The organism is Calothrix sp. PCC 7507, assembly GCF_000316575.1.
Taxonomy (GTDB): Bacteria; Cyanobacteriota; Cyanobacteriia; order Cyanobacteriales; family Nostocaceae; genus Fortiea.
The window spans coordinates 6,672,874-6,695,851 of the sequence record NC_019682.1; the positions used below are offsets into that span (position 1 = coordinate 6,672,874).

Annotated in this window: 27 protein-coding genes; 18 read left to right on the top strand and 9 right to left on the bottom strand. The window is 39.6% G+C overall.

The window, feature by feature from the left end:
* The first annotated feature begins 163 nt into the window (after window positions 1-163).
* Window positions 164-499: an STAS domain-containing protein gene (locus CAL7507_RS28605; protein WP_015131980.1), complete on the top strand. Its 336-nt coding sequence runs from the start codon at window positions 164-166 to the stop codon at window positions 497-499.
* Here the strand turns inward: CAL7507_RS28605 and CAL7507_RS28610 are convergent, their stop codons facing one another.
* The 3 genes from CAL7507_RS28610 to CAL7507_RS28620 all read right to left on the bottom strand — a co-directional run bounded on the left by CAL7507_RS28610 (window position 500) and on the right by CAL7507_RS28620 (window position 3,529).
* Window positions 500-1,636 (bottom strand): PP2C family protein-serine/threonine phosphatase, encoded by a 1,137-nt coding sequence (locus CAL7507_RS28610; RefSeq protein ID WP_015131981.1) that lies wholly within the window; start codon window positions 1,634-1,636, stop codon window positions 500-502. It lies immediately after the preceding gene.
* Window positions 1,637-1,801: 165 nt separating this feature from the next.
* Window positions 1,802-2,569, bottom strand: a complete 768-nt coding sequence (locus CAL7507_RS28615) for a DUF1350 family protein (RefSeq protein WP_015131982.1) — start codon at window positions 2,567-2,569, stop codon at window positions 1,802-1,804.
* A gap of 240 nt (window positions 2,570-2,809) precedes the next feature.
* Window positions 2,810-3,529, bottom strand: coding sequence for a hypothetical protein (locus CAL7507_RS28620; RefSeq protein ID WP_015131983.1), 720 nt, complete (start codon window positions 3,527-3,529; stop codon window positions 2,810-2,812).
* Between the two features lie 960 nt (window positions 3,530-4,489).
* Between CAL7507_RS28620 and CAL7507_RS32005 the strand changes: the two genes are divergently transcribed.
* Window positions 4,490-4,690: a hypothetical protein gene (locus tag CAL7507_RS32005; protein ID WP_144051267.1), complete on the top strand. Its 201-nt coding sequence runs from the start codon at window positions 4,490-4,492 to the stop codon at window positions 4,688-4,690.
* Window positions 4,691-4,921: 231 nt separating this feature from the next.
* The gene (locus tag CAL7507_RS28625; RefSeq protein WP_015131984.1) at window positions 4,922-6,295 is read left to right on the top strand and encodes a serine/threonine-protein kinase; all 1,374 of its coding nucleotides are present in this window, start codon (window positions 4,922-4,924) and stop codon (window positions 6,293-6,295) included.
* Window positions 6,296-6,304: 9 nt separating this feature from the next.
* Here CAL7507_RS28625 and CAL7507_RS28630 read toward each other — a convergent pair whose 3' ends face one another.
* Window positions 6,305-7,207, bottom strand: coding sequence for a DUF3365 domain-containing protein (locus CAL7507_RS28630; RefSeq protein ID WP_015131985.1), 903 nt, complete (start codon window positions 7,205-7,207; stop codon window positions 6,305-6,307).
* 179 nt (window positions 7,208-7,386) lie between these two features.
* Here CAL7507_RS28630 and CAL7507_RS28635 point away from each other — a divergent pair, with 179 nt between their 5' ends.
* The 7 genes from CAL7507_RS28635 (at window position 7,387) to CAL7507_RS28665 (ending at window position 12,831) form a co-directional block, all read left to right on the top strand.
* Window positions 7,387-8,247 (top strand): phosphate/phosphite/phosphonate ABC transporter substrate-binding protein, encoded by an 861-nt coding sequence (locus CAL7507_RS28635; protein WP_015131986.1) that lies wholly within the window; start codon window positions 7,387-7,389, stop codon window positions 8,245-8,247.
* Between the two features lie 1,145 nt (window positions 8,248-9,392).
* Window positions 9,393-10,208, top strand: coding sequence for a WecB/TagA/CpsF family glycosyltransferase (locus CAL7507_RS28640; protein ID WP_015131988.1), 816 nt, complete (start codon window positions 9,393-9,395; stop codon window positions 10,206-10,208).
* Between the two features lie 170 nt (window positions 10,209-10,378).
* Entirely contained in the window at window positions 10,379-11,260 is an 882-nt protein-coding gene (locus CAL7507_RS28645; protein ID WP_015131989.1) for a Uma2 family endonuclease, read from the top strand.
* Window positions 11,261-11,425: 165 nt separating this feature from the next.
* On the top strand, window positions 11,426-11,731 hold the full coding sequence (locus CAL7507_RS28650; protein ID WP_015131990.1) for a type II toxin-antitoxin system HicB family antitoxin: 306 nt from the start codon (window positions 11,426-11,428) through the stop codon (window positions 11,729-11,731).
* Complete coding sequence (locus CAL7507_RS28655) at window positions 11,731-12,147, top strand: type II toxin-antitoxin system VapC family toxin (protein WP_015131991.1); 417 nt, start codon at window positions 11,731-11,733, stop codon at window positions 12,145-12,147. Before CAL7507_RS28650 ends, CAL7507_RS28655 begins: the two co-directional genes overlap by 1 nt.
* Window positions 12,148-12,325: 178 nt before the next feature.
* Window positions 12,326-12,562: a DUF2281 domain-containing protein gene (locus tag CAL7507_RS28660; protein ID WP_015131992.1), complete on the top strand. Its 237-nt coding sequence runs from the start codon at window positions 12,326-12,328 to the stop codon at window positions 12,560-12,562.
* On the top strand, window positions 12,562-12,831 hold the full coding sequence (locus CAL7507_RS28665) for a type II toxin-antitoxin system VapC family toxin (RefSeq protein ID WP_015131993.1): 270 nt from the start codon (window positions 12,562-12,564) through the stop codon (window positions 12,829-12,831). The genes CAL7507_RS28660 and CAL7507_RS28665 overlap by 1 nt, the downstream gene beginning before the upstream one ends.
* A gap of 309 nt (window positions 12,832-13,140) precedes the next feature.
* Here CAL7507_RS28665 and CAL7507_RS33540 read toward each other — a convergent pair whose 3' ends face one another.
* On the bottom strand, window positions 13,141-13,269 hold the full coding sequence (locus tag CAL7507_RS33540) for a hypothetical protein (protein ID WP_255348325.1): 129 nt from the start codon (window positions 13,267-13,269) through the stop codon (window positions 13,141-13,143).
* 45 nt (window positions 13,270-13,314) lie between these two features.
* On the opposite strand from CAL7507_RS33540, the gene CAL7507_RS28670 reads away from it, so the two are divergent.
* Complete coding sequence (locus CAL7507_RS28670; RefSeq protein WP_015131994.1) at window positions 13,315-14,262, top strand: Uma2 family endonuclease; 948 nt, start codon at window positions 13,315-13,317, stop codon at window positions 14,260-14,262.
* Here the strand turns inward: CAL7507_RS28670 and CAL7507_RS32015 are convergent.
* The 4 genes from CAL7507_RS32015 to CAL7507_RS32550 all read right to left on the bottom strand — a co-directional run bounded on the left by CAL7507_RS32015 (window position 14,257) and on the right by CAL7507_RS32550 (window position 15,547).
* Complete coding sequence (locus tag CAL7507_RS32015; RefSeq protein WP_015131995.1) at window positions 14,257-14,478, bottom strand: hypothetical protein; 222 nt, start codon at window positions 14,476-14,478, stop codon at window positions 14,257-14,259. The genes CAL7507_RS28670 and CAL7507_RS32015 overlap by 6 nt on opposite strands.
* A 170-nt stretch (window positions 14,479-14,648) precedes the next feature.
* Complete coding sequence (locus CAL7507_RS28675; RefSeq protein WP_015131996.1) at window positions 14,649-14,969, bottom strand: XRE family transcriptional regulator; 321 nt, start codon at window positions 14,967-14,969, stop codon at window positions 14,649-14,651.
* Complete coding sequence (locus CAL7507_RS28680; protein WP_015131997.1) at window positions 14,966-15,325, bottom strand: type II toxin-antitoxin system RelE/ParE family toxin; 360 nt, start codon at window positions 15,323-15,325, stop codon at window positions 14,966-14,968. The genes CAL7507_RS28675 and CAL7507_RS28680 overlap by 4 nt, the downstream gene beginning before the upstream one ends.
* Window positions 15,326-15,379: 54 nt before the next feature.
* Entirely contained in the window at window positions 15,380-15,547 is a 168-nt protein-coding gene (locus CAL7507_RS32550; protein ID WP_160166375.1) for a hypothetical protein, read from the bottom strand.
* A gap of 444 nt (window positions 15,548-15,991) precedes the next feature.
* Here CAL7507_RS32550 and CAL7507_RS31185 point away from each other — a divergent pair, with 444 nt between their 5' ends.
* The 7 genes from CAL7507_RS31185 to CAL7507_RS28715 are packed head-to-tail and all read left to right on the top strand — an operon-like array spanning window position 15,992 to window position 22,919.
* Window positions 15,992-17,230, top strand: coding sequence for an ABC transporter ATP-binding protein (locus CAL7507_RS31185; protein WP_015131998.1), 1,239 nt, complete (start codon window positions 15,992-15,994; stop codon window positions 17,228-17,230).
* Window positions 17,231-17,254: 24 nt separating this feature from the next.
* Entirely contained in the window at window positions 17,255-18,295 is a 1,041-nt protein-coding gene (locus CAL7507_RS28690) for a glycosyltransferase family 2 protein (protein ID WP_015131999.1), read from the top strand.
* Window positions 18,288-18,731, top strand: a complete 444-nt coding sequence (locus CAL7507_RS28695; protein ID WP_015132000.1) for a hypothetical protein — start codon at window positions 18,288-18,290, stop codon at window positions 18,729-18,731. The genes CAL7507_RS28690 and CAL7507_RS28695 overlap by 8 nt, the downstream gene beginning before the upstream one ends.
* Window positions 18,732-19,847 carry a DegT/DnrJ/EryC1/StrS aminotransferase family protein gene (locus CAL7507_RS28700; RefSeq protein WP_015132001.1) on the top strand — a complete coding sequence of 372 codons (1,116 nt, stop codon included), beginning with the start codon at window positions 18,732-18,734 and terminating at the stop codon, window positions 19,845-19,847.
* The gene (locus CAL7507_RS28705) at window positions 19,844-20,623 is read left to right on the top strand and encodes a class I SAM-dependent methyltransferase (protein ID WP_015132002.1); all 780 of its coding nucleotides are present in this window, start codon (window positions 19,844-19,846) and stop codon (window positions 20,621-20,623) included. The genes CAL7507_RS28700 and CAL7507_RS28705 overlap by 4 nt, the downstream gene beginning before the upstream one ends.
* 16 nt (window positions 20,624-20,639) lie before the next feature.
* The gene (locus tag CAL7507_RS28710; protein WP_015132003.1) at window positions 20,640-21,926 is read left to right on the top strand and encodes a glycosyl transferase; all 1,287 of its coding nucleotides are present in this window, start codon (window positions 20,640-20,642) and stop codon (window positions 21,924-21,926) included.
* 42 nt (window positions 21,927-21,968) lie between these two features.
* Window positions 21,969-22,919: a hypothetical protein gene (locus CAL7507_RS28715; protein ID WP_015132004.1), complete on the top strand. Its 951-nt coding sequence runs from the start codon at window positions 21,969-21,971 to the stop codon at window positions 22,917-22,919.
* The last annotated feature ends 59 nt before the right edge of the window (window positions 22,920-22,978 follow it).

The window sequence follows — 22,978 nt, forward strand, 5'->3', positions numbered from 1 at the left end:
GAGTTTATAGACAACCGACAATGCATTAATTATGATTAATTATCTATTGGTTGCTATTCATATTTGATGACTTTATATTTGGCAAGAATCTCTCAAATGAATTATTATTGGTATATAATACTAGGAAAATCAGAACCTCTTTTACAAAAACCAGGAATAAAGCATGATAGTACAACAAGAAGTGCAAGTGATTAAACTCAGTGGAATTATCAACGCAGCACAATCTCAAGAATTGCGGGTAAGCATCACTGAGCTTTTAGAAACAGGTGCAAAAGTTGTTTTAGTTGATTGCCAAGATGTGACATTCATGGATAGTTCTGCTTTGGGTGCTCTGGTGCTAGCATTTAAAACGTTGCGAGCAGCTAATACTAAGCTAGTTCTTTGCTCGATTAATGAGCAAGTCAGAATATTATTTGAATTGACTAGTATGGATAAAGTATTTGAAATCTTCCCTAGTCAAGATGAATTTAATCGAGCTATGCTTTCAACGACAACATAATTAATCAAATTTAATTTGCAGTATAGATAAATCATCATCAAAAGCCTCGCTAGAGTGCAAAGCGATTAGGTAATTCAATACCTGGTCGAGTTGATAGTCAACGTTATACTGTAAACTCACAAGTAATTGAATGAATGCATCTAAATTCCAAACTGTACCGTCTGATTTAGTAATTTCATAAGCACCGTCACTATAAATGTAAAGAGTACTAGATGTTTCAATGTTGCAAAACCCATCAACATATACTGCTTCTGGAAACATCCCAACTGGCATTCCCGGTGTTCTTAAAAGCTGTACTTTGGTATTATTTGGAGATTTTCCAGATACTAATATTGCTGGGGGATGACCGGCGCTCGCATAAATTAATTGGCGCTTGACTTTATTATAAACACCGTACCAGATAGTAAAGTATTTGTCATTTTGGTAACTGATCTGAAAGGTATCATTTAAAGCTTTCAGTACATGACTCGGTTGATAGTAATTCAGGCTTTTGAGGGCACGAGAACGCAGCAAATTTAACACCGAAACTGAGGGAAGAGTAGCTTTTAAACCGTGTCCAGCAGTATCAAGTAAATAGATTGCTAAGTAGTCAGGATCAAGCCAGTAGTAGTCAAAACAATCGCCACCGAGTTGTCGTGAAGGAACGAATCGGGAATTGATGCTCAAAGGTTCAGTCATGGGGAGAGGTAGCAGAGAGCGCACGTATTCTGCAGCTTGTGCGAGTTCTGCTTCTAGAAGTTGCTTTTGGATTTGCAAATCCCGACTTAACTGATGTAAGCGCAGTCCTGCTCTTAAGCGTGCTTGCAATTCATTCTGTTCAATGGGTTTAGAGATAAAATCATCAGCACCAGCATCTAACCCCTTGACACGATCGGCGACCGAATCTAGAGATGTTAATAAAATAAAGAAAATGGTGGATAAATTGGGGTCTGTCTTAATGCGATGACAGACTTCCAGTCCACTCAATCCTGGCATAATCCAATCACAAATAATTAGTGCTGGTTGGTAGGTAAGTAATTTAGCGATTCCTTCCTCGCCATTGTTGGCTATTACTACCTGATAGCCCTGTTTTTCTAACATCCTTTTCAGGAGGATCTGGATTGAGCGATCGTCATCAATTACTAGGATTTTAAACATAAAACAAGGCAATTAAAGTTAGTTATTAATTGGTATACAAAATAAAAATATAATCAGATTTAATAACAATCGAGGGCGGGGATACCCCGCCCCTACGGATTTTGCGGTTTAAAACCGTACCTCATTGATCTGAAAACCGCTATATTCAATTATTCATCGACATAATTATGGAGGCGAGAGAGGATTGAGCCACAAGAGCATGGTGCGTTTTAGTTGGTTTAAGTCTCGATATATTTCTTGCTTAAACCATTGACCAATCGCGTCAATCGGTGTGAAAGATGTTCCTGTTTGCCATTTAATGTCTTGACCTAGGGGTGTGGTATGAGTTCCTGTTAAGGTTTGTATTGTTACCATTTCCGGGAAACGCTCTTGTAGGATTTTACACAATGGTGCTGATTGGTCGATGGTGTCATTACTAAATTTTATGATTAAGTTGCGGCGAATATTATAGTGTTCTTGCACTAGTTTTTTAGTTTCTAAAGGCGTGGGGGTAAACTCAATTGCTAAAGCAGAATTGAATTGTTCCACTAGGGGGATAGCATCTCTAGCGGCGTAGTTGTTGAAGGATATTAAAATATTACCTGCACGTTCTACAGCGCATTGGCTACCAATGAGTAAATGGAGTTTGCAACCCATGCTGTGTCCGACACCATAAATGGGGAGGTAGAGCTTGCGTAGTGCTGCAGAATCGTAGAGTCGTTCTAGGGTACGCTCGAAATTTAGTAGTACAGATTTAGCGATCGCTGTGTGATCCAACGTATTGATAAATGGTGTAGCAATAACAACATACCCTTTATTGGCCACCTGTTCTAGTACCCAACGATAAGTGAGGTGGGGTGCAGTGGCGACGAATGCACCTCCCAAGAAATGGATAATACCGATGGGGTTTGGGGGAATAAGTACCCAGTTTCCTCTAATTTCTTTCCAGTCCATGCCGATGGCGATCGCTTCCTTAACACCTCTTTATGTTAGATCGGGGATTGGGAACTGGGGATTGGGGAATAAATTTTGACTCTTGACTCTTGCACAGACGCGTAGACGCTCGTAGAGCGGTGAGCCAATCCGGTGGACGGGTTCCCCGGCATAAAGGAACTAGCGATAGCGACGCAGGAGCGTCACCCGTAGGGCTTCTCGTCAGAGTATAATCGCGTCTCTACTATTCCCCATTGCCTTTTATTGCTGACTCTGCAACCTTTTCATTTCGTGTTGTACATCTAACGCAATCTGCAGGGCTTCATTTAATAACCGTCCATGCTCAGTTGCTTGTTCAGTAACTTGCATTGCTGTTAAAGTTGCCAAATTATTGACAAAGAGTTCGGTATTGCTGAGAATAAAATTCCTATTTTCTCTCAAAATCTTTTCCGTCTTCAAAGCCCGAACTAAATCGGCTTTTGTAAGCCTAAGAGCTTCAATGACTTTTTGTCTTTCATTGATACTTACCTCTGGGTTGCCTGCATCTTCTATTTGGTCATTGATATCTATCGCTTTGATAACAGCATTATATCTATCGACATCGTTTAATAGAATTTGCAAAGAATTTGTCATGTTAGCTCTAAGGAGCTTACTGCGTTTTTTCCAAAGTAAATATAGAACTGTTTGCGTCACCCCACCAATCCATAAACTTAAGATAATAAATATTATCCAGGATGGAACTGTAATCCAACTAGCAAATAGTCTGACAATAATATCAAACACTAGATATCCGAAAACAAATATAGAAAAGCCAATAAAAACTACAGTAGCAGCCTCAGTCCCTTTGATTTTGCTGATAGTTTGCTTGACAAATCTTTCAAGAGGATTAATTATAATTATAAGTTCATCTTTAACTGGCAAATTAGTCATGCTCTGCAATTCTTTTTGACTAATCTCTAAGCCCTGTAAATCATCTCGCACAGCTTCCCCACCTCGCCAGACTAGTTATTTAGTCCAATATAACAATCAAATTTATAGAATGCTATCAAGGAATAATTATGTCTCATATTTTTTAGCAAATTGACAATAATTTTTTGTACAACATGCTACGCAAGCAATTTCAGGAATAAAATTGCATTGCTATATGAAGTATGAAACTTAGGCGCGGATACTAAATTGGGCTTACTCATCAGAACTAGGAAGAGAGCCTGTTTTTTCAAGCTTTAACTTATACCAATTTGAAGAACGATCGCTACAGATGTAGGTTGGGTTGAAGAACGTAACCCAACACCTCAAAGTTTTGTGGATGTTGGGTTTCACTTCGTACCCCTACGGGGAAGCAAGCTACTACCCAACCTACGCATCTGTCGCATTCTTCTTTTAAATTGGTATTACCAATAGTAAGCATTGTTTTAAATTGTCAAGGCACTCTACAGGCAGGGAGAGTGACTCTGTACCATTGTAGCCAGCGGATTGTATAGGAGCAATGTTTTGGACTCAGGATAGACAAGCTACCGCTTAATAGCTTTAGAGAGTTTTGTTCTGACTTCAATAATTGATGGTAGGTAGAGGGACATCATTAAATGTAAGATACTGACGGGTTGAGGATCAGAGTCAGGAAAGCTCGGACAAGGAGGCAGAATTTAAGAGTTCGGGAAGAAATTCCTGATTCTATCTCCTAAATGCTGAATTCTTAGTATCAATTTGAGGTTTTTAAGTGTCGATCTACTTATGAAAATACAACTTGCTAATAAAGTTACATCTAACTTTGTTAATAATTCGTTGTAATAAATTTGCTGATGACGATCATTTTGAAAACTAAGGAACCTGTATAATTGGTAAATGCATATCTTGTAACTAAATCAAAATATATCGTCAATGACGATCGCATGTTTGCATCATTAGTAACAGATTCGCAGCGTATTTCAAGCTCTCCAGCGAATGAGAAACACTACTCAAGTTACACCACTGCTAAATCTGGGATTTAATCCCAGATTAGCCTGTTTTGGGAAAATATGCGATTCTGATGGGCACTTGGTGCGATCGCGCTGCAAATTCTGGAGTGAGCATGAAGGACTTGTTGGTCACCAGTCCACAAATTTATCTCTACTGCTGAAATCCAATCTGAGCAAGTTAGCGTAATAGTGATTATCACCCCAGTCAAAAAAATGGCAAAGGAACAGGCAAAGATTCCCTATCGTTTATAGATGATTTTTTATCAAGTAACGTAGACTAAAAAATACCTAAATTTTTCAGGACTAATACTTAGGCATTCAACTAATGAATGTCATTTGGGAAATCATTCTTAATTTTAGGTTTAGTCAATATTGGTGCTTATGTCAAGATTAAGGAGAGGACTCAGATAAGTCAGACATGTTAGGAAATTTACTAGACGGGCGTTATCAAGTCCTCCAAGCTCTGGGTGGAGGAGGATTCGGTCAAACATACATTGCCCAAGATACCCACCGACCAGGTTCCCCTAAATGCGTTGTCAAGCACTTAAAACCCATTACTCACAACCCGGAATTCCTCAAAACTGCCAGACGGCTATTTACTAGCGAGGCAGAATCACTAGAACAACTGGGAACCCATGACCAAATTCCTAGGCTTTTGGCTTACTTTGAAGAAAACCAAGAGTTCTTTTTGGTACAGGAGTTTATTGAAGGTCATTCTCTCAAAGCCGAACTACTACCGGGTCAAAAGTGGACAGAAGAACAAGTTCTTCAACTTTTGTATCAACTATTAATTGTCCTGCAATTTATTCATAGTCAAAAAGTTATTCATCGCGATATCAAACCGGAAAATATTATTAGACGGCAACAAGATGGCAAGTTGGTGTTGATTGATTTTGGTGCAGTGAAGCTAGTTCAAACTCAACTGCTCACAGATCCAGGGCAGACAGATACTACAATTGCCATTGGTACACCTGGATATATGTCTACAGAACAGGGACGAGGTAAACCCCGGCCTAATAGTGATATTTATTCTTTGGGTATGATTGGTATTCAGGCACTAACGGGGTTGCATCCCCGGCAAATGGAAGAAGACCAGAATACAGCAGAAATTCATTGGCAGCATCAGGCCATAGTTAGCCCTGGTCTAGCAGCAGTACTATCCAAAATGGTGCTATACCACTTCAAAGAACGCTACCAGTCAGCAACAGATGTTCTCCAGGCGCTTCAGCAGCTTGATACTCAAATAGGAGAGCAATTAACTCAATTACCTCAAGTTTCAATATCCCAACAGCAAGCAATTGGGCAATCATCTAGTGTCACCCTTTCTGTGGAACAGTACAGTCATCTAGAAAAGATTCTCTTAGAATTGGTCGGTCCCGTAGCCTCAACATTATTACGAAAAATAGCGGTATCAGCACCCAGTTACGAAGAATTAATAGATAGTTTGGAAGTTCATTTGTCAACTCAACAAAAAACTGAGTTTAAACAAAAAGCTATGTCGCTACCGAGGGAATCTGTTATTAAGCCGGAAACTAAATCTAAGAATTTATCAACAAATACACCCCAGGCGAATAAATCCCAAACAAATACAGATAAAGAAATAAATGATAGTTTTGTACAGCAATGCGAACGAGATTTAACTGATTTAATTGGCCCAATTGCTACTTTTCTGATACAAAAAGCTGTTAAATCTGCTCCAGAAATTTCCCGCTCAGAGCTTGTAAAAATTCTGGCAGCAGAAATTGCTGATCCTCAAAAAGCTTGGCAATTTCAGCAGCGCCTACTTTCTTAAAATCTTGAATTACTGGTTTTGCTGATTTAGTAACTTCATGGCTATTTCTAAACTAGATTTCATGCGATTAAATGCGGCTGCTAAACCCCCAATTTCATCTTGAGAATCTTCATCAAAACTAGCTTCTGTATCACCTGTACTCACTTTTTGGGCTATCTTTTCTATTTTTCTAATCCGCTGAATTACAGTTCGTTTAATTAAAAAGTTAATTAACAGCAAGATGACTGCAAAGACAGCAATCAAAATTCCCATAATTAAAGACCAGGTTTGCTGGGCATTATCAAAAACCTCTTCTGATGGCACAGAAATTATTTGAGCTGCAATAATCTCATTCAGTTTCCATCCAAAACCGTTTTCTGAGCCATAAGTTGCTAACTGACTTTTAGGAGCTGCTTCTGGTGTAGAATGACATCGCAGACATTTCTGGTCTGTAATTGCCAGTGGTCGTGCAATGTAAAATACTTTGTCACCAGGAAGAGTTAGATAGCCAGAAAGTTCTTTAAGCTTGGAGTCACGACGAAATTGCTGGACAATTTGAGTTTCAAAATTATCAGCTTTATCGCGTAAATTAGTAGGATTAAGGGTTGCTTCTTTATAAATGAAATTTTTATACTCTTCATTTTTCCGAAAATTTTCAAACACTTCTGTGGCCGAAAAAGCTGGTACTGTTTCGGCGATGAAAGCTGGTTCGGTTTCCAGTCTATCAGCCAGCAAGGGATTTACATGATTTTGTGTATAGCTTCTGACTGAATTCATCGTTTTGATGAGAATCAGTGCTTTATTAGTTACTTCAAGTTGTGCCCTCTGTTGCAGTACACTTGATAGGGCCGCACCACTGATAAAAATGCTAATGATAAAAACTAGCATCAGAAGTAAGTTGATCTTAGTCCCTATTTTTAAGTTTTTTAACATATTCTTGTGATAGTCAATGACTACAAATTAGTCTGATATTATACTCGAATTCAGCCATCATTTATGGATGTTAAAGAGTAAATAAATATTAATTTTCACCCTTGTATAGCTAGATTTTGCATCAACTAAGTGTAACTATACTAGCACTCAAAGCTTATTTCCTTAACCATAATTTAGTGATGCATTGGCGATTTTCACGTCGTTTTTTCCTCTTCCAGCTACTATCCTGGCTAATTGCTGGATGTAAACCAACACCAAAATCTACCGGTATATTAACTATTGGCGTCATCAACTATGGTGGAGGAGAGGAAATCATTAAGCAATATACTCAGTTTAATCAGTTACTAAGTGAAAAAACCAAGGCCCGCATTCGACTAGAGCCTGTTTTTAATGAAAATAAAGCGATTGAACGCCTTGAGGCTGGTGCTTGGTCATTAATATTTGCACCACCGGGAATAGCAGCGATCGCGATCTCTCGTCATCAATACACAAGTATTTTTCCCTTAGTCGGTGTCAGTAATTTACGCTCAATCTTTGTGGTTCGCAAAGACAGCCCCATCCAAGACTTAAAACAACTACAAGGACAAACAGTCGCTTTAGGTCAACTAGGTTCAGCAACAGGATATTATTTTCCCCTTTATAATCTTTTTGGACTGACACTAGCAGAAATATTGTTTGCACCAACACCGAAAACAGTTTTAGAATTAATAGCCGAAGGAAAAGCTGCGGCTGGTGCTATTTCCTTAGCAGAATTCAATCTCTACAGTTCACAGTTACAACCAACTGAGTTTCGCATCCTCTACACAGATCCACATCGTGTTCCACCAGGCGGAGTTTTGATAGGGCCGACTCTAGAACGTAATCGTCAAGAGTATATCCGCAAAATCATGAGCGAGTTTCCTTCAGCTTTGACGCAAGAAGTGGGGTATGTACCCAACGGGAAAGTACCAGATTATCAATATATGATTTCCATAGTTGAGCGGGTGAGATTAATTGCTCCTAATCTTTACAACAAGCCTGTGCGGTTAATTTTGGGTTGATAAAGCTGTTACGCACTTAAGTTGTATGTTTCGCGCTGAGTTTGTCAAAGGTCAAGGGTCAGGAGTTAAAGGCTAGCTTGGACTCCTGACCCTTGACAAACCTTCTTCATAAGGATACTTGTACCGTTTATTTGTGAAGCTGCAATATATTTTACTCCCCACCACCCCCCTACGGTGTACACACAAGTTCTATCTGCAAGGGTTTCAAGCTTTCTAGACCCAATAAAATTGTCATTACGAGCGGAGCGTTCGCATTCGCATCTCGTAGAGAAGTAATCGCATAATCCTGTAGTTTTTGCGATTGCTTGTCTGCGACACGCTCTTGCGTTCGTCGTTCCTCCTCTGGTGCGAGATGCTGTTCGCGTAGCTTGCAACTCCTGCGGAGTAAGCAATGACGGGCTTCCCGGAACAATCCAACAACCCAGAGCTAGAGGACGAAACCAAGCAACAGGATGCATATTGTTGCCTATTTTGTCAATAGTTAATATCTAGAAGATTTTGTAAATAAATTAATTAGTTTAGATAAACTAATGCAAAAAATCTTAAAATAAGGTGTATGCTCATAATTAGTAAAAAAAAGTACGTATCTACCTAAGCACTGAGTACATAAACCTACTGATAGTACTTAATTAAAGTTAGACTTATAATCAGAGTAAGCATCTTCTAGCAGATAAGTAGTAGTCTACAATTATACGTTATTGAAAAAATAATGTATTAGTTTAGCCAGTTTTTTACTTAGTCTTAATTTTGAAAAACCGCTGACAGTGAGGGACGGCGATTTCAAACTTAATTAAATATCTAAACTTTTGATTTAGGAGTTGGGCTTCGATGGTCTTTTTAGATCTCAGTCTCTCCAACGTCACTTTATTTTGTCTGTAGTATTTCTACTGGTGAGTGAGGACGAATTACAGAGATCTTGTAACCAAAACTAACCCTGTTATGCTCACGCCAGTTTTCTAAGTTTATAAGTCTCTTCTATTTGACAAGAAAGCAGAGGGGCAGAAGAGAAAAATGATGTTCGTTACGAGCAAGGCATATTGTGGGCGGACAACATCCCCTCTGCTCCGCTGCTACCCTGCCTCTTTTTGACCCCACCCCGGTGAACGGGATGGGGAAATTTTTGTAGAACACACAAGGAGTTTTTCATGGTAGAGACGGACTCTCTTCCTACTAAGAGGGTGATTGATTCTTCGATTACTGCTTTATGTTTGCATGAGCATATCAAAACAATATTAAACTGGGCTGTGGCACGACAAAGCCGGATTGTCTGTGTTGCTAATGTCCATATGGTGATGGAAGCTTATTGGCATCCTGATTTTAAACAGATTTTAAACCGAGCAGATTTAGCAACTCCTGATGGAGCGCCTCTAGTTTGGATCATGCGACTTCTCGGTTCACATCAACAAGAGCGCGTCGCTGGGTTGGATATATTGGCTGGTGTGTGTGAACTTGCTCAAGCCACAAATGTTAGTCTTTTCTTTGTTGGTTCGCAGCCGGAAATTCTCTCACGAATGCGTACAAGATTAGAAAAGGAATATCCCAATCTCAAAATTGCGGCGATGGAACCACTGCCATTTCCTCAGTTGACGATAGAAGAAGATACTGCACTAACAAAGAAGATTAATGATAGTGGTGCAGGTTTAGTTTTAGTGTCTTTGGGTTGTCCAAAACAAGAGAAGTGGATGGCACTGCATAGGGGTAAAATTAACGCTGTGATGATTGGTTTAGGGGGTGCATTCCCAGTGTATGCAGGCCTACAAAGGCGGGCACCACGGTTTATTCAAAATATTGGTTTAGAGTGGCTTTATCGGTTGCTACAGGAACCGCGTCGGTTATGGAAGCGTTATTTGGTGACTATTCCGCCATTTATTTTTTTGGCAATCAAGCAGTTATTGTCATCGCAGATTTTTAGTACACCGTTTCATATTCGCGAGCGATATTTAGGTTGGAAAGTTGAATGAAAACTCCACCCACACAACGACTGGCGGTAGTTGGGTTTCGACTTCGCTCAACTACCGCGCAGTCGAAGCTCAGTGCATGATTAAAAAACTATCAAAAAATCACCCAAAAATCGCGCGATCGCCAACCGTCACCCTAAAATAAAATAGACAATCCCGGCATCAACACTGCCATGTACCAGACAGATCCGCCCCTGACTCCTAGTGAAGTTCTGCCAACGATGTATGCTCGCAAGAGCGAAGATCCACAAGATCTAGATACATCTGAGCAAAATCATCCTCGTCCACCTTGGGAAACCATGCCGACAATGTATGATCTACCAAGTGAAGACCCAGAGGAGCCTGGTTTGCCGGACGAATTCCACGACTTCCAACCGCAACTATTACGGGAAACCTGCCAACCCCCAAACTACCCAACAGGGGAAATGTTCATCGGCACAGATTTAAATCTGTATTATGATGCCCGGAATCGGCTGTGGTACAAAAGACCAGACTGGTTTTTGGTGTTAGGTGTATCTCGCGCTCAACAACAACAAGATATGCGTTTGAGCTATGTTGTTTGGCAGGAGGGGATAGCACCGTTTTTAGTAGTTGAATTGCTCTCACCGGGTACAGAAGGGGAAGATTTAGGCCAGACATTAAGGGATGCTAACAAGCCACCAACAAAATGGTTGGTATATGAACAGAATTTACGAATCCCTTACTATATCGTTTTTGATCGCTATCAGAATCAGTTGCAAGTGTTTCAATTAACAGCAACGCGATATCAAGCAGTAGCAGTTCCAGAACAGAAGTTTTGGTTTGAGGAATTGCAATTAGGTTTAGGGGTGTGGCAGGGTCGCTATCAGCAAACACAGGGTTTATGGCTGCGTTGGTATGATGCTATGGGTAACTGGATTTTGACTCCAGAGGAACGGGCTGAACAAGAACACCAACGAGCTGAACAGGAACATCAACGAGCTGAACAGGAACATCAACGGGCTGAACAGGAACGCCAACGGGCGGAAAAATTGGCTCAAAGATTGCGATCGCTTGGTGTCGATCCAGATACTTGATTAGAGGAGACCGTTAACTGTTAACTGATTGTTGAGGCGATCGCCTCCGGCTTAAGCTTCTCTACGAGACGCTACACAAACGCTTCTCGCCATCACCGCTAACTGATAACTGAAAGTACACTGCTTTAAAATGAAATCAGGAAAATCATCTGGTGAAAATCCATCATGCAGTATCAAGTTTTTGTTCAGAGTCCATCCCAAAATAATTTTGTGGCCTCAGTTGTTGGGATGCCAAATTTGACTGTTGAGGGGAGGACGGAGGAAGAAGCAATTTTGAAGGTCAAATCTGCCCTAGCAACACAATTAGCTAGGGGTAAATTTGTCACCATTGAGATGAATCTAGAAAATCAGCCTGCAACTACACCCCAGATGAAATATGCGGGAATCTTTGCCAATGATCCCACATTTGATGATTTCATGGAAAAACTAGCGGTTATTCGGGAAGAATCCAATGTCGCAACAGATGATTGATGACGATTTACATTTTAGATACGGATCATCTCAGTCTTTATGGACGGAATCACCCAGTAGTAATTGCAAGGCTTTTAGCGTCTCAAGTGCAACTGACAACCACTGCTATCAATGTTGAAGAACAGTTAAGGGGTCGTTTAGCTCAAGTTGCTGAAGCTAAAGATAGAGCTACACTCTCAAGTGCTTATCAACGACTTGTAGAAACAGTGATGCTGCCGTCTGAATTTCAGATTTTTCAGTATGATGAAAAATCCCACGATATTTACCAAGCACTCAAGGCGCAACGGATTCGCGTTGGTACTCAAGATTTACGCATTGCATCTATCACCCTCGCTTACGGTGGTATTCTTTTGACAAGAAATCTCCGAGATTTTGATAAAATTCCTGGACTAAATATCCAAGATTGGTCTATTTAGCTGATTATGCTTCCCGACTAGGTGGCTGCAATGCGATCGCCTCCGGCTTAAGCTTCTCTACGAGACGCTAGAGAAGCGTATCCCTAAGGGGATCTTGCTACGCTTATCGCCATCACCACCACAGTATCCACAATCATCTGGTTTAAAATATAGGAGGTGCTAATGCAGGACAGTTGAGATGACTTCCCAAACACTGAATATAACTGAGACATTAATTTCCCAACTGCAAACTCTACCACCAGAACAACAACAGATGGTGGTAAATTTTGTGGAATTTCTAGCCCAGAAACACGCCCAATCCCAACCTAGTCAGAACAGAAAAAAGCGGCGCGTTGCTGGACTACATGAAGGCATGGGTTGGATTAGCGACGATTTTAATGAGCCTTTACCAGATGAATTTTGGCTGGGTGAGTGATGAATTTTCTTTTAGACACCCATACATTAATTTGGTGGTCAATAGACCCCATAAGGCTTTCACAACAAGCGAGAAATTTATTGGATGATGAAAGCAACACTCTATTTTTGAGCATTATTAGTGTTTGGGAAATGCAGATTAAACTCCAGATTGGTAAATTGACTCTTCAGATGCCACTTCCTGAGTTGATCAAAGACCAACAAGAAACAAACGACTTGCAACTTTTACCTATTGAGCTAACTCTAGGACTTACGCACTGTACAAAATGACTATCATGTGCATCAACAAATTTCCGTTGTTTCAGGGTATTGGCTACTAGCTTTAAATCACTAGCGATCGCTGGATAATGGTGAAAAAATCAACCTTAAATGCCTGAAAATCCCTACCCATATTTAATTGCTTCTGTCAATGCGTAAGTCCTAACTCATATTTACGCTTTAAATAATTTACCTAACCATCATCGTGACCCTTTTGACAGACTGTTAATAGCTCAAGCTACTGTGGAACAAGTTGCCATTGTGAGCATTGATTCGGTTTTTGATAATTATCCCATTCAGCGCCTGTGGTAGAGAGATTTTTCAGGCGATCGCCTCCGGGTTAAGCTTCTCTACGAGACGCTGTTCGCCATCATCGCCGAAGTAACCACAATCATCTGGTGTACTTTCATATACCTGATAACTGATTATTGAAAAACTACCAAAAATCACCCTAAAATAAACATATCCGGCAATCGAGAAGGCATCAACACTGCCATGTACCAGACTAACCCGCCCCGGCCTCCCAGTGAAGTGCTGCCGACGATGTATGATTTACCAAGCGAAGATCCCCAGGATCTAGATACACCTGAGCAAAATCATCCTCGTCCACCTTCAGAGACCATGCCGACAATGTATGATCTACCCAGTGAAGACCCAGAGGAGCCTGGTTTGCCGGACGAATTCCACGACTTCCAACCGCAACTATTAAGGGAAACCTGTCAACCCCCAAGCTACCCAACTGGGGAAATGTTCATTGGTACAGATTTAAATCTGTATTATGATGCTCGTCATCGGTTGTGGCAAAAAAGACCAGATTGGTTTTTGGTGTTAGGTGTATCTCGCGCTCAACAACAACAAGATATGCGTCTCAGCTATGTTGTTTGGCAAGAGGGGATAGCACCATTTTTAGTGGTGGAATTACTTTCACCGGGTACAGAAGCCGAAGATTTAGGTCAAACATTAAGAGATGCCAACAAGCCACCGACAAAATGGCAAGTGTACGAACAGAATTTACGCATTCCTTACTATATTGTGTTTGACCGCTATGAAAATCAGTTGCGAGTGTTTCAATTAATGCCAACGCAATATCAAGCAGTAGCAGTTCCAGAACAGAAGTTTTGGTTTGAAGAATTGCAATTAGGTTTAGGGGTGTGGCAGGGGCGCTATCAACAAACCGAGGGTTTATGGCTGCGTTGGTATGATGCTATGGGTAACTGGATTTTGACTCTAGAGGAACGAGCTGAACAGGAACGCCAACGAGCTGAACAGGAACGCCAACGAGCTGAACAGGAACGCCAACGAGCTGAACAGGAATGCCAACGGGCTGAACAGGAACGCCAACAAGCCGAACAGGAACGCCAACAAGCCGAACAGGAACGCCAACGGGCGGAAAAATTGGCTCAAAGATTGCGATCGCTTGGTATAGATCCAGATACTTTATAAGTAGCCAGGGTGGCAAAGTTTCATAACTGATAACTGATAACTGAATAAGGCGATCGCCTCCGGGTTAAGCTTCTGAGAATTACAACACATTTTTAGAATCTGAGCGATCGCTTTCAGAATTGTGTCAACGGATGATGAATGGGGTAGTAGTTGTAATAGATTTTGTAGATTTTGTAGGTTGGGTGAAGTGCAACGTAACCCAACACCGAGATCCATGTTGAGTCCTTCGTGGGGGCAAAATTATATTTGTGTCCCAGGGCGATCGCCTAGGGGAGTGTGGGGAGGTGGGGAGATGGGGAGATGGGGAGTAACCAATCATCTGAATGGGTAATCATCCCACACCTCCCACACAATTGATGATTGTTCTCGATTACTGAATTGATGCTCTAGGGATTTAACTCACTAAAGTTGTTGATTTTCACTTCACTATCTGCAAAACGTGCCACTATTTCCAGTTCACCTCCCATTGCTTGGATCACTTGACGTAAATGACTAACATACATATCGGTACGCTTTTCTAACCGTGAAATAGCTGGTTGTTTCACTTGTAATTTTTCAGCCAATTCAGCTTGAGATATTTTCAACGCTTGACGCAATTCATCAAGTGCCATTTCTGCTTTTAATTGTGCTTTTTTCTCTGCTATTTTTGTTTTTCTCGCTGGAGAAAAATCTTGAGTTAAGTTAGAAAATTTCTGATGTCCTGTCATATTAATCCTTCCTCTCTAATCTCCTGAAGGTAATCATCATAAAGTTGATCGGCAATAGGGATATATTTTTCATAAAAGCGGTTATCTCCCGTTTTATCACCGCCAATGAGTAGAATAGCAACTCGTCTTGGATCAAAAGCGTAAAAAACTCGAATGGGATCGCCGCCACTTTGTATACGTAATTCTCTCATGTGAGAGTGTTTTGAACCGTTAATGCTGGACGAATAGGGAAAAGATAGCTGTGTTCCCCTTTCTTCTAGCAGTTGAACAACACTAACCACGTCATCTTGTTGATCTTCAGTGAGAGTTTGCCACCAACTCTCAAAGTTATCAGTGTATTCTATCTCCCACGACATGCACTTAAATATTACGTCGATGTAATGTTAGCATATTTTCTAGTCTGGGATTTATCAGGCGATCGCCTCCGGCTTAAGCTTCTCAGAATTACAACACATTTTGAGAATCCGAGCGATCGCTTTCAGAATTGTGTCAACGGATGATGAATGGGGCAAAATTATATTTGTGTCCCAGGGCGATCGCCCAATAGATACAGCACTTTCCAGGTAAATCAGGCACACAGTAAGGGCACAACATTGTTGTGCCCTCAGTGTTTTTAAGTAATTTTCCCGAAAAAATGTTGCAAAAATTCCTGAAGCATTGCCAATCTGTTGAATACTTAAGTAGGGAGTGAATATAATTTGCTACTATACAAAATAAGTCGGGATTGGCAAAAAATTAGACTTGACCAACACCCTGGTAAATATATATAGCCATCCTAAATCATTGGTGTATCGCGCTTTTAATTCTCTGGCTTCGCTGTATTTGTGGAGCGATCGCACCAGAAACAGGCTTTGTTAAATTCCATCTTTACTGATATTAGATCACACCCTGATATCTGTATTTCTTCCTTCCTTTGCGCCTTTGCGCCTTTGCGTGAGATATAACTGGTTCATTTAGCTAAAAATCGCTGTAAGTTTATTTACACCCATCTACTTAACTGATAACTGATAACTGAAAATCTAATGTCTGACACTGTTATTCGAGTTGAAAATTTAGGTAAAAAATATATTCTTGGGCATCAGCAACAGGAGCGTTATACTGCACTGCGGGATGTCATTACTAATGGGGCTAAGGGGTTAGTTAATGCGTTGCAAAATGGCAAAGGTAAAAGTGAAAATAATCAAGAGGAATTTTGGGCGCTGAAGGATGTATCTTTTGAGATTAAGCAGGGTGATAGGGTTGGAATTATTGGGCGCAATGGTGCGGGGAAATCAACGCTATTAAAGATTTTAAGCCGGATTACGGAACCGACAAAAGGCAGCATTAAAATTCAGGGAAGGGTTGCTAGTTTGTTGGAGGTGGGTACGGGGTTTCATCCTGAGTTGACTGGTAGGGAGAATATCTATCTCAATGGTGCAATTTTGGGGATGGGTAAGGAGGAGATTAAACGCAAGTTTGATGAAATTGTGGCCTTTGCGGAGGTGGAGAAGTTTTTAGATACGCCGGTAAAGCGGTATTCTTCGGGGATGTATGTACGGTTGGCGTTTGCAGTGGCGGCGCATTTGGAACCGGAGATTTTGATTGTGGATGAAGTTTTGGCGGTGGGTGATGCTCAGTTTCAGAAGAAGTGTTTGGGGAAGATGGAAGATGTGGGGAAGGAAGGGCGGACGGTACTGTTTGTCAGTCACAACATGAGTACAATTCAATCGCTATGTAGCCGCTGTATTTTGCTTAAAACAGGACAAGTAATTGAAGATGGTCAACCATCTAATGTTCTTCAGTATTACTTACAAGACGATTCCATAACAGATTATTTTGTTCGTCCCTTTCAGAAAAATGGAAACCCTACCATCATAACAGGTAAAATTTTATCTAGTGCCAATCCAAATGACCATGAAATTCAAATTCTTCTGGAAATTTATTCGGAAACCCGATATTATACAGGCTTAGATATACGGTTATTTGATGCGATGGGTATTGCCATTGTTTTTGGAACCTTCCGACCTTCTCAGATAGAAATATCTCCAGGGACAAATTCAGTCCTTTTTAATTTTCCAACTAATCAACTTGCTTTAGGTTCCTATATTATTAGTTTAGATTTAAGTTTGCCTAATATCTTATATTTTGATCGTGTTGAACATTGCCTCACATTTGAGGTATTCCGACAACTCGAAAATGGTAACCATGCTGAATTATCTCAAGCCTGGGGTTTTGGATCTGTGGAGTTTCAACTAGATATAATTTCTCATGTCTTGAAATGATCTTGTGTTAAATTTTTATAGCATATGGAAATATCTATTATAATTCCTACATTAAATCGTGCCAGTTCATTGGAATTAGCAATAAAATCCTTCTGTTTGCAAAACTGTTCTCCTGACAACTTTGAAATTCTCGTAGTCGATAACGGCTCCACCGACAACACTAAAGATATTACAGAAACTGCTAGAAATGCATTCCCTTCCCATCAAATACGTTACATTTACGAACCCGAACCAGGATTATTATCAGGTCGCCATCGGGGAGCATTAGAAGCAAAAGGTGACATTTTAACCTTTGTAGATGACGATATTGAAGCAGACCCCAACTGGTTGCAAGCAATTAAAGAATCATTTGATGATCCTACAGTTCAAATTGTAGGTGGGCGTAATTTACCTAAGTATGAAGTTGAACCACCTGAATGGCTGGAGTGGTTTTGGTCAGATCATCCCTATGGCAAATTATGTGGTGAGTTAAGTCTGCTAGATTTTGGTGAACAAATTCGAGATATTGATGCTAATTATGTTTGGGGATTAAATTTCTCAATTCGTAAAAGTACTTTATTTGAATTAGATGGTTTTCATCCAGATTGTATTCCTAAACATTTGCAATATTTACAGGGAGATGGAGAAACAGGTCTAACTCAAAAAGCCAAAATCAAGGGATACAAAGCGATTTATCAACCTAATGCTTTGGTATTTCATAATGTTTCTAAAGACCGAATGACATATGAATATTTTGATAAGCGTTACTTTTATCAAGGGGTTTGTGATTCTTATTCACTTATTAGAAAAAATCAAGATAAATTAAAAGATGTGAGTTTTCTACAAAAGAACCAAGATTTTTTTAGAAAAATCAAGCAATTAGGAAAAAAAATAATTAGTATAAAAAGCGATAAAAATATAAAAAATGAAAAAGATGCACTAAAAGCTCGCTTCCATCACTCTTACCAAAAAGGCTACCAATTTCACCAAAATGCTGTCCACAAAAATCCCGAACTCTTAAACTGGGTTCTAAAAAAGGATTACTGGGACTATACATTACCCAAAATAAATATCACTCATGATTGAACAAATTACTTACCAAAATCAGTTACTCGCTTTAATAGTTTCCCAGAAATTTGATAAACCAGGAATTCACTTCTTCACACCTAATGAACTTTCCCAACAGTTAGCCTACATGCGTCATCCAGTGGGGAAAGTCATTCAACCCCACGTCCACAATCCTGTAATTCGGGAAGTGCAATATACCCAAGAGGTCTTATTTATTAAAAAAGGCAAGTTGCGTGTAGACTTCTACAATAACGAGCAGAAGTATCTAGAAAGCCGTATTTTAGAAGCAGGTGATGTCATCCTTTTAGTTACTGGGGGTCATGGCTTTGAAGTAATAGAAGAAATTGAAATGATTGAAGTCAAACAAGGCCCTTACGTGGGGGAACAGGACAAAACTAGATTTGTTGGTATTACCACAGCGCAAGCAAAAATTGTAGAATTTGTGCAGCCATAAATGAACCCAATTCCTGTTAACGAGCCATTATTAGATGGCAACGAAAAAAAATATCTCATACAGTGTATTGATACTGGCTGGATTTCCTCAGAAGGCCCTTTCGTCAAGCAGCTAGAAGAAGAATTTGCTGCTCGTGTCGGGCGCAAATATGGCATAGCCGTCAGCAACGGTTCTGTTGCTCTTGATGCTGCTGTTGCTGCGCTGGATATTTCCCACGGTGATGAGGTAATTTTGCCGACATTCACCATTATTTCCTGTGCTGCTGCTATAGTCCGTGCTGGCGCTGTCCCTGTAGTTGTAGATTCAGATCCAGTCACTTGGAATATGGATGTCAGCCAGGTTGAGGCGAAAATTACCCCCCGGACAAAAGCCATCATGGTTGTTCACATCTACGGCTTGCCAGTGGATATGGACTCTGTGCTAAATTTGGCTGATAAATATGGATTATATGTCATCGAAGATGCTGCCGAGATGCATGGGCAGACCTATAAAAACCGTCCTTGCGGTAGCTTTGGCGATATCAGCACCTTTAGCTTTTACCCCAATAAACACATCACTACAGGTGAAGGGGGAATAATTGTTACAGACAATCCCCAGTTAGCTGCACGCTGTCAATCTTTGCGTAACCTCTGCTTCCAGCCCCAAAAGCGATTTATCCATGAAGAATTGGGGTGGAATATGCGGATGAGCAACCTACAAGCAGCCCTGGGTGTGGCTCAATTAGAACGCTTAGATGAGTTTGTTAACCGCAAACATTGGATAGGTCAGCGTTACACTGAGTTATTAGCAGACACACCAGGTATTCAGTTACCATTAGCCAAGACTGACTACGCAGAAAACATTTATTGGGTTTACGGCATTGTATTGAAGGATGAAGTTCCCTTTGATGCTGAAGTCGCAATGAGAAGACTAGCCGATTTAAAGATTGGAACTCGTCCTTTCTTCTGGTGTATGCATGAGCAACCTGTGTTTCGGAAGATGGGATTATTTGAGGATGCATCCTATCCAGTCGCGGAAAAGTTAGCCCGTCGTGGGTTTTATGTTCCTAGTGGACTGGCGTTAACTGAAGAACAGATTGAGCAGGTTGCTGGTACTTTGCGGGAGGTTTTGCAATGAGTGTTTTTGGTAATTATGCCCGTTACTATGACCTACTCTACCGAGACAAAGATTATGTAGGAGAAGCTCAATTTATTCATCAGTTAATTCAAACCCATGCACCTAATGCACAGAACATCCTTGAGCTAGGCTGTGGTACAGGTAATCATGCAGTTTTACTAGCCAAAGAAGGATACAAAATTCACGGTGTAGATTTTAGTCAGGAGATGCTGGATAAAGCTGAAAGTCGCCTCTCCCAACTTCCTCCAGACTTAACATCTAGACTGAATTTTTCTCAAGGAGATATCCGCCAAGTAAGACTGAATCAGACATTTGATGTTGTTATATCCCTATTTCATGTCATTAGCTACCAAACAACCAATGAAGATTTACTAGCAGCTTTTGCAACTGTTAAAGAACATTTAAAGCCTGGCGGTATTTTTATCTTTGATGTTTGGTACGGACCAGCAGTATTGACTGAACGTCCTACAGTCAGAGTGAAACGTTTGGAAGATGAGGAAATACTCGTTACCAGAATTGCCGAGCCAGTAATGCATCCTAATGAAAATTTAGTAGATGTCAATTACCAAGTCTTCATTAAAAACAAAGCTAGTGGTGTTGTGGAAGATTTGCAGGAAACACACCAAATGCGCTATTTATTTAAGCCTGAAATAGAGTTTCTATGCGATACTTTTCAGCTTCTACCTATAGAAAGCTATGAATGGATGACAAAACAGAAAGCTAGTTTGGAAACTTGGAGCGTTTGTTTTGTTTTTCATAAAACATTCGATCAATAGTACAGATATAAAAAATATGGAACAGCAAAAATGGATTGGTATTTTTCAGGCAGAATGGCCTGTGCAATGCCACACAATAAACAGTTGTATCATGTTAGCAGAACAAGGATTCTGCGTTGACTTATTTTTGTATAATACGCCAGTATTTATCGAACTTGCTCAAACAAAAAAAATAACGAATATTAACATCCACGATTTATCTAAGTATCCTAATAATTTGATTGCCAGAAAAAACTTATTTTCCAGGATAATTCATGGTATCTCTTGGCGCTGGCAAATAATTTTAAATAAAATTCATGAGATATATCTGCTTAAATATAAGGATGCTAATGATAAAATTTTGTATTTTTTTATTCCTGATGATATTACCCAACAAGTTTATAGCATCATAGGAGAAAAATATTATCAATGTTTGATAGGCGTTGAAAAGCTGGGACTTGTATGGGCTGGTAGCATTGGTAATAAAAGAAATATACCATATGCTTATCATAGTCTTGAACTGTACACCAAAGACCATCCTATATATAATAAATCCTTAAAAAATAAGATACTCAAGAAGGCAGAAGAGAAATATCATCAACAAAGTAATTTTACGATTATTCAAGATCCTCAAAGAGCAGAGATATTACTTCAAGATAATGGAGTAAGTAAAACTACGATTGCTTATCTTCCCATTTCATTGCTAGGAGGCATTTATCAAGGTAAATCAGATGAATTCAAGCATAAATTAAATAATATAAAAAACTCAATATCTATACTTCAATTTGGTCAAATTGCTAGGTTCGGACTTGAATTAGCTCAAGTAGCTCAAGAGTTTCCTCCCGAATGGAAATTAATTATTCATGACGGTTTGGCAATTAGTCAATGGAATGATAACGAGCTAGTTAAAAAGATTCAGACAATAGATGTCGATAGACGAATTAAACTTTCTTTAGATAAATTAGAAGCACAACAAATAAAACAACTTGTTGCTTCTACACATATAGGTCTAGTTTTATATTATAATTCATGTAAAAATGATGCTTTAACTATATTTGCCTCTGAAAAATTAGCTCTATATCTTCAATGCGGTGTCCCGATTATTGCATTCAATTATCCTGGATATGAGATAGTAGAAAAATTCAACTTCGGGGTATTGATTAACTCTATTGAGGATTTACCTAATGCAATTAGAAAAATCATAATTAACTATGATTTATATTCTGTTAATGCACATAATATTTTTAAAAAGTTTTATAGCTTTGAGGAGAATTTTTTTACAGTTATTAAAGTTATAAACAACCTATCAAATCTTAGGTGTTAATAACAAATCCCATATTTATTTGATAATCAATACTATATTCTTATGACTAGCCTAAATACTCCTGTTGCTTTAATTATTTTCAATCGCCCAGATGTAACACAGATAGTATTTAACGCTATTCGACAAGCACAACCTAAACAACTATTTGTAATTGCTGATGGTGCTAGATTTCCAGAAGAAGCCGAAAAATGTCAACAAGCCCGATTTATTATTCAACAAGTAGATTGGGATTGTCAGGTTCTCACCAATTATTCTGATATTAATTTAGGATGCCGTCAAAGAGTATCAAGCGGAATAACTTGGGTTTTTGAGCAAGTTGAAGAGGCAATTATTTTAGAAGATGATTGTCTGCCACATCCTTCATTTTTTCACTATTGTGAAACCCTGCTGAACTACTACCGCGACGATGAGCGAGTTATGGCAATTAGCGGCGATAATTTCCAAGACGAACAAAAGAGAACAAAATATAGTTACTACTTTTCAAAATATAATCATTGCTGGGGATGGGCTTCTTGGCGACGTGCCTGGAAGTATTGGGACTTTAACCCTAAAAAGTGGATAGAGTTTCGTGATGCAGGTTTGATGAAGTTTGTTTGTGATGATATTTACGAAGAAAAGTACTGGACGAAAATATTCAATAACGTCTTTTTAGAAGGTAAGCCAAATTCTTGGGCTTATGTATGGACTTTTTCTTGTTGGTCACAAAGCGGACTAACAGCACTACCTAATGTAAACTTAGTCTCTAACATCGGGTTTGGTCTTAATGCGACCCACACAAAAGGAGAGATTAAATTTTCTAATTTACCCACTAAAGATGTTGGCAATATATATCATCCACCTTTCATCATTCAACATAAAGAAGCTGATATATACACTTTTGATAATGTATTTGGTGGCAAGGCGATGAAGAAAGCAGACACTTTCTCTGGTAAGCTTCGCATTCATGCATCAAAGACAAAGCGACGAATAAAAAGTTTATTAACTAAATCTTGATACAAGTCAATCATGTAAACCGCTGCAATAAATTGATTAAAAAATATCCAAAATTATAT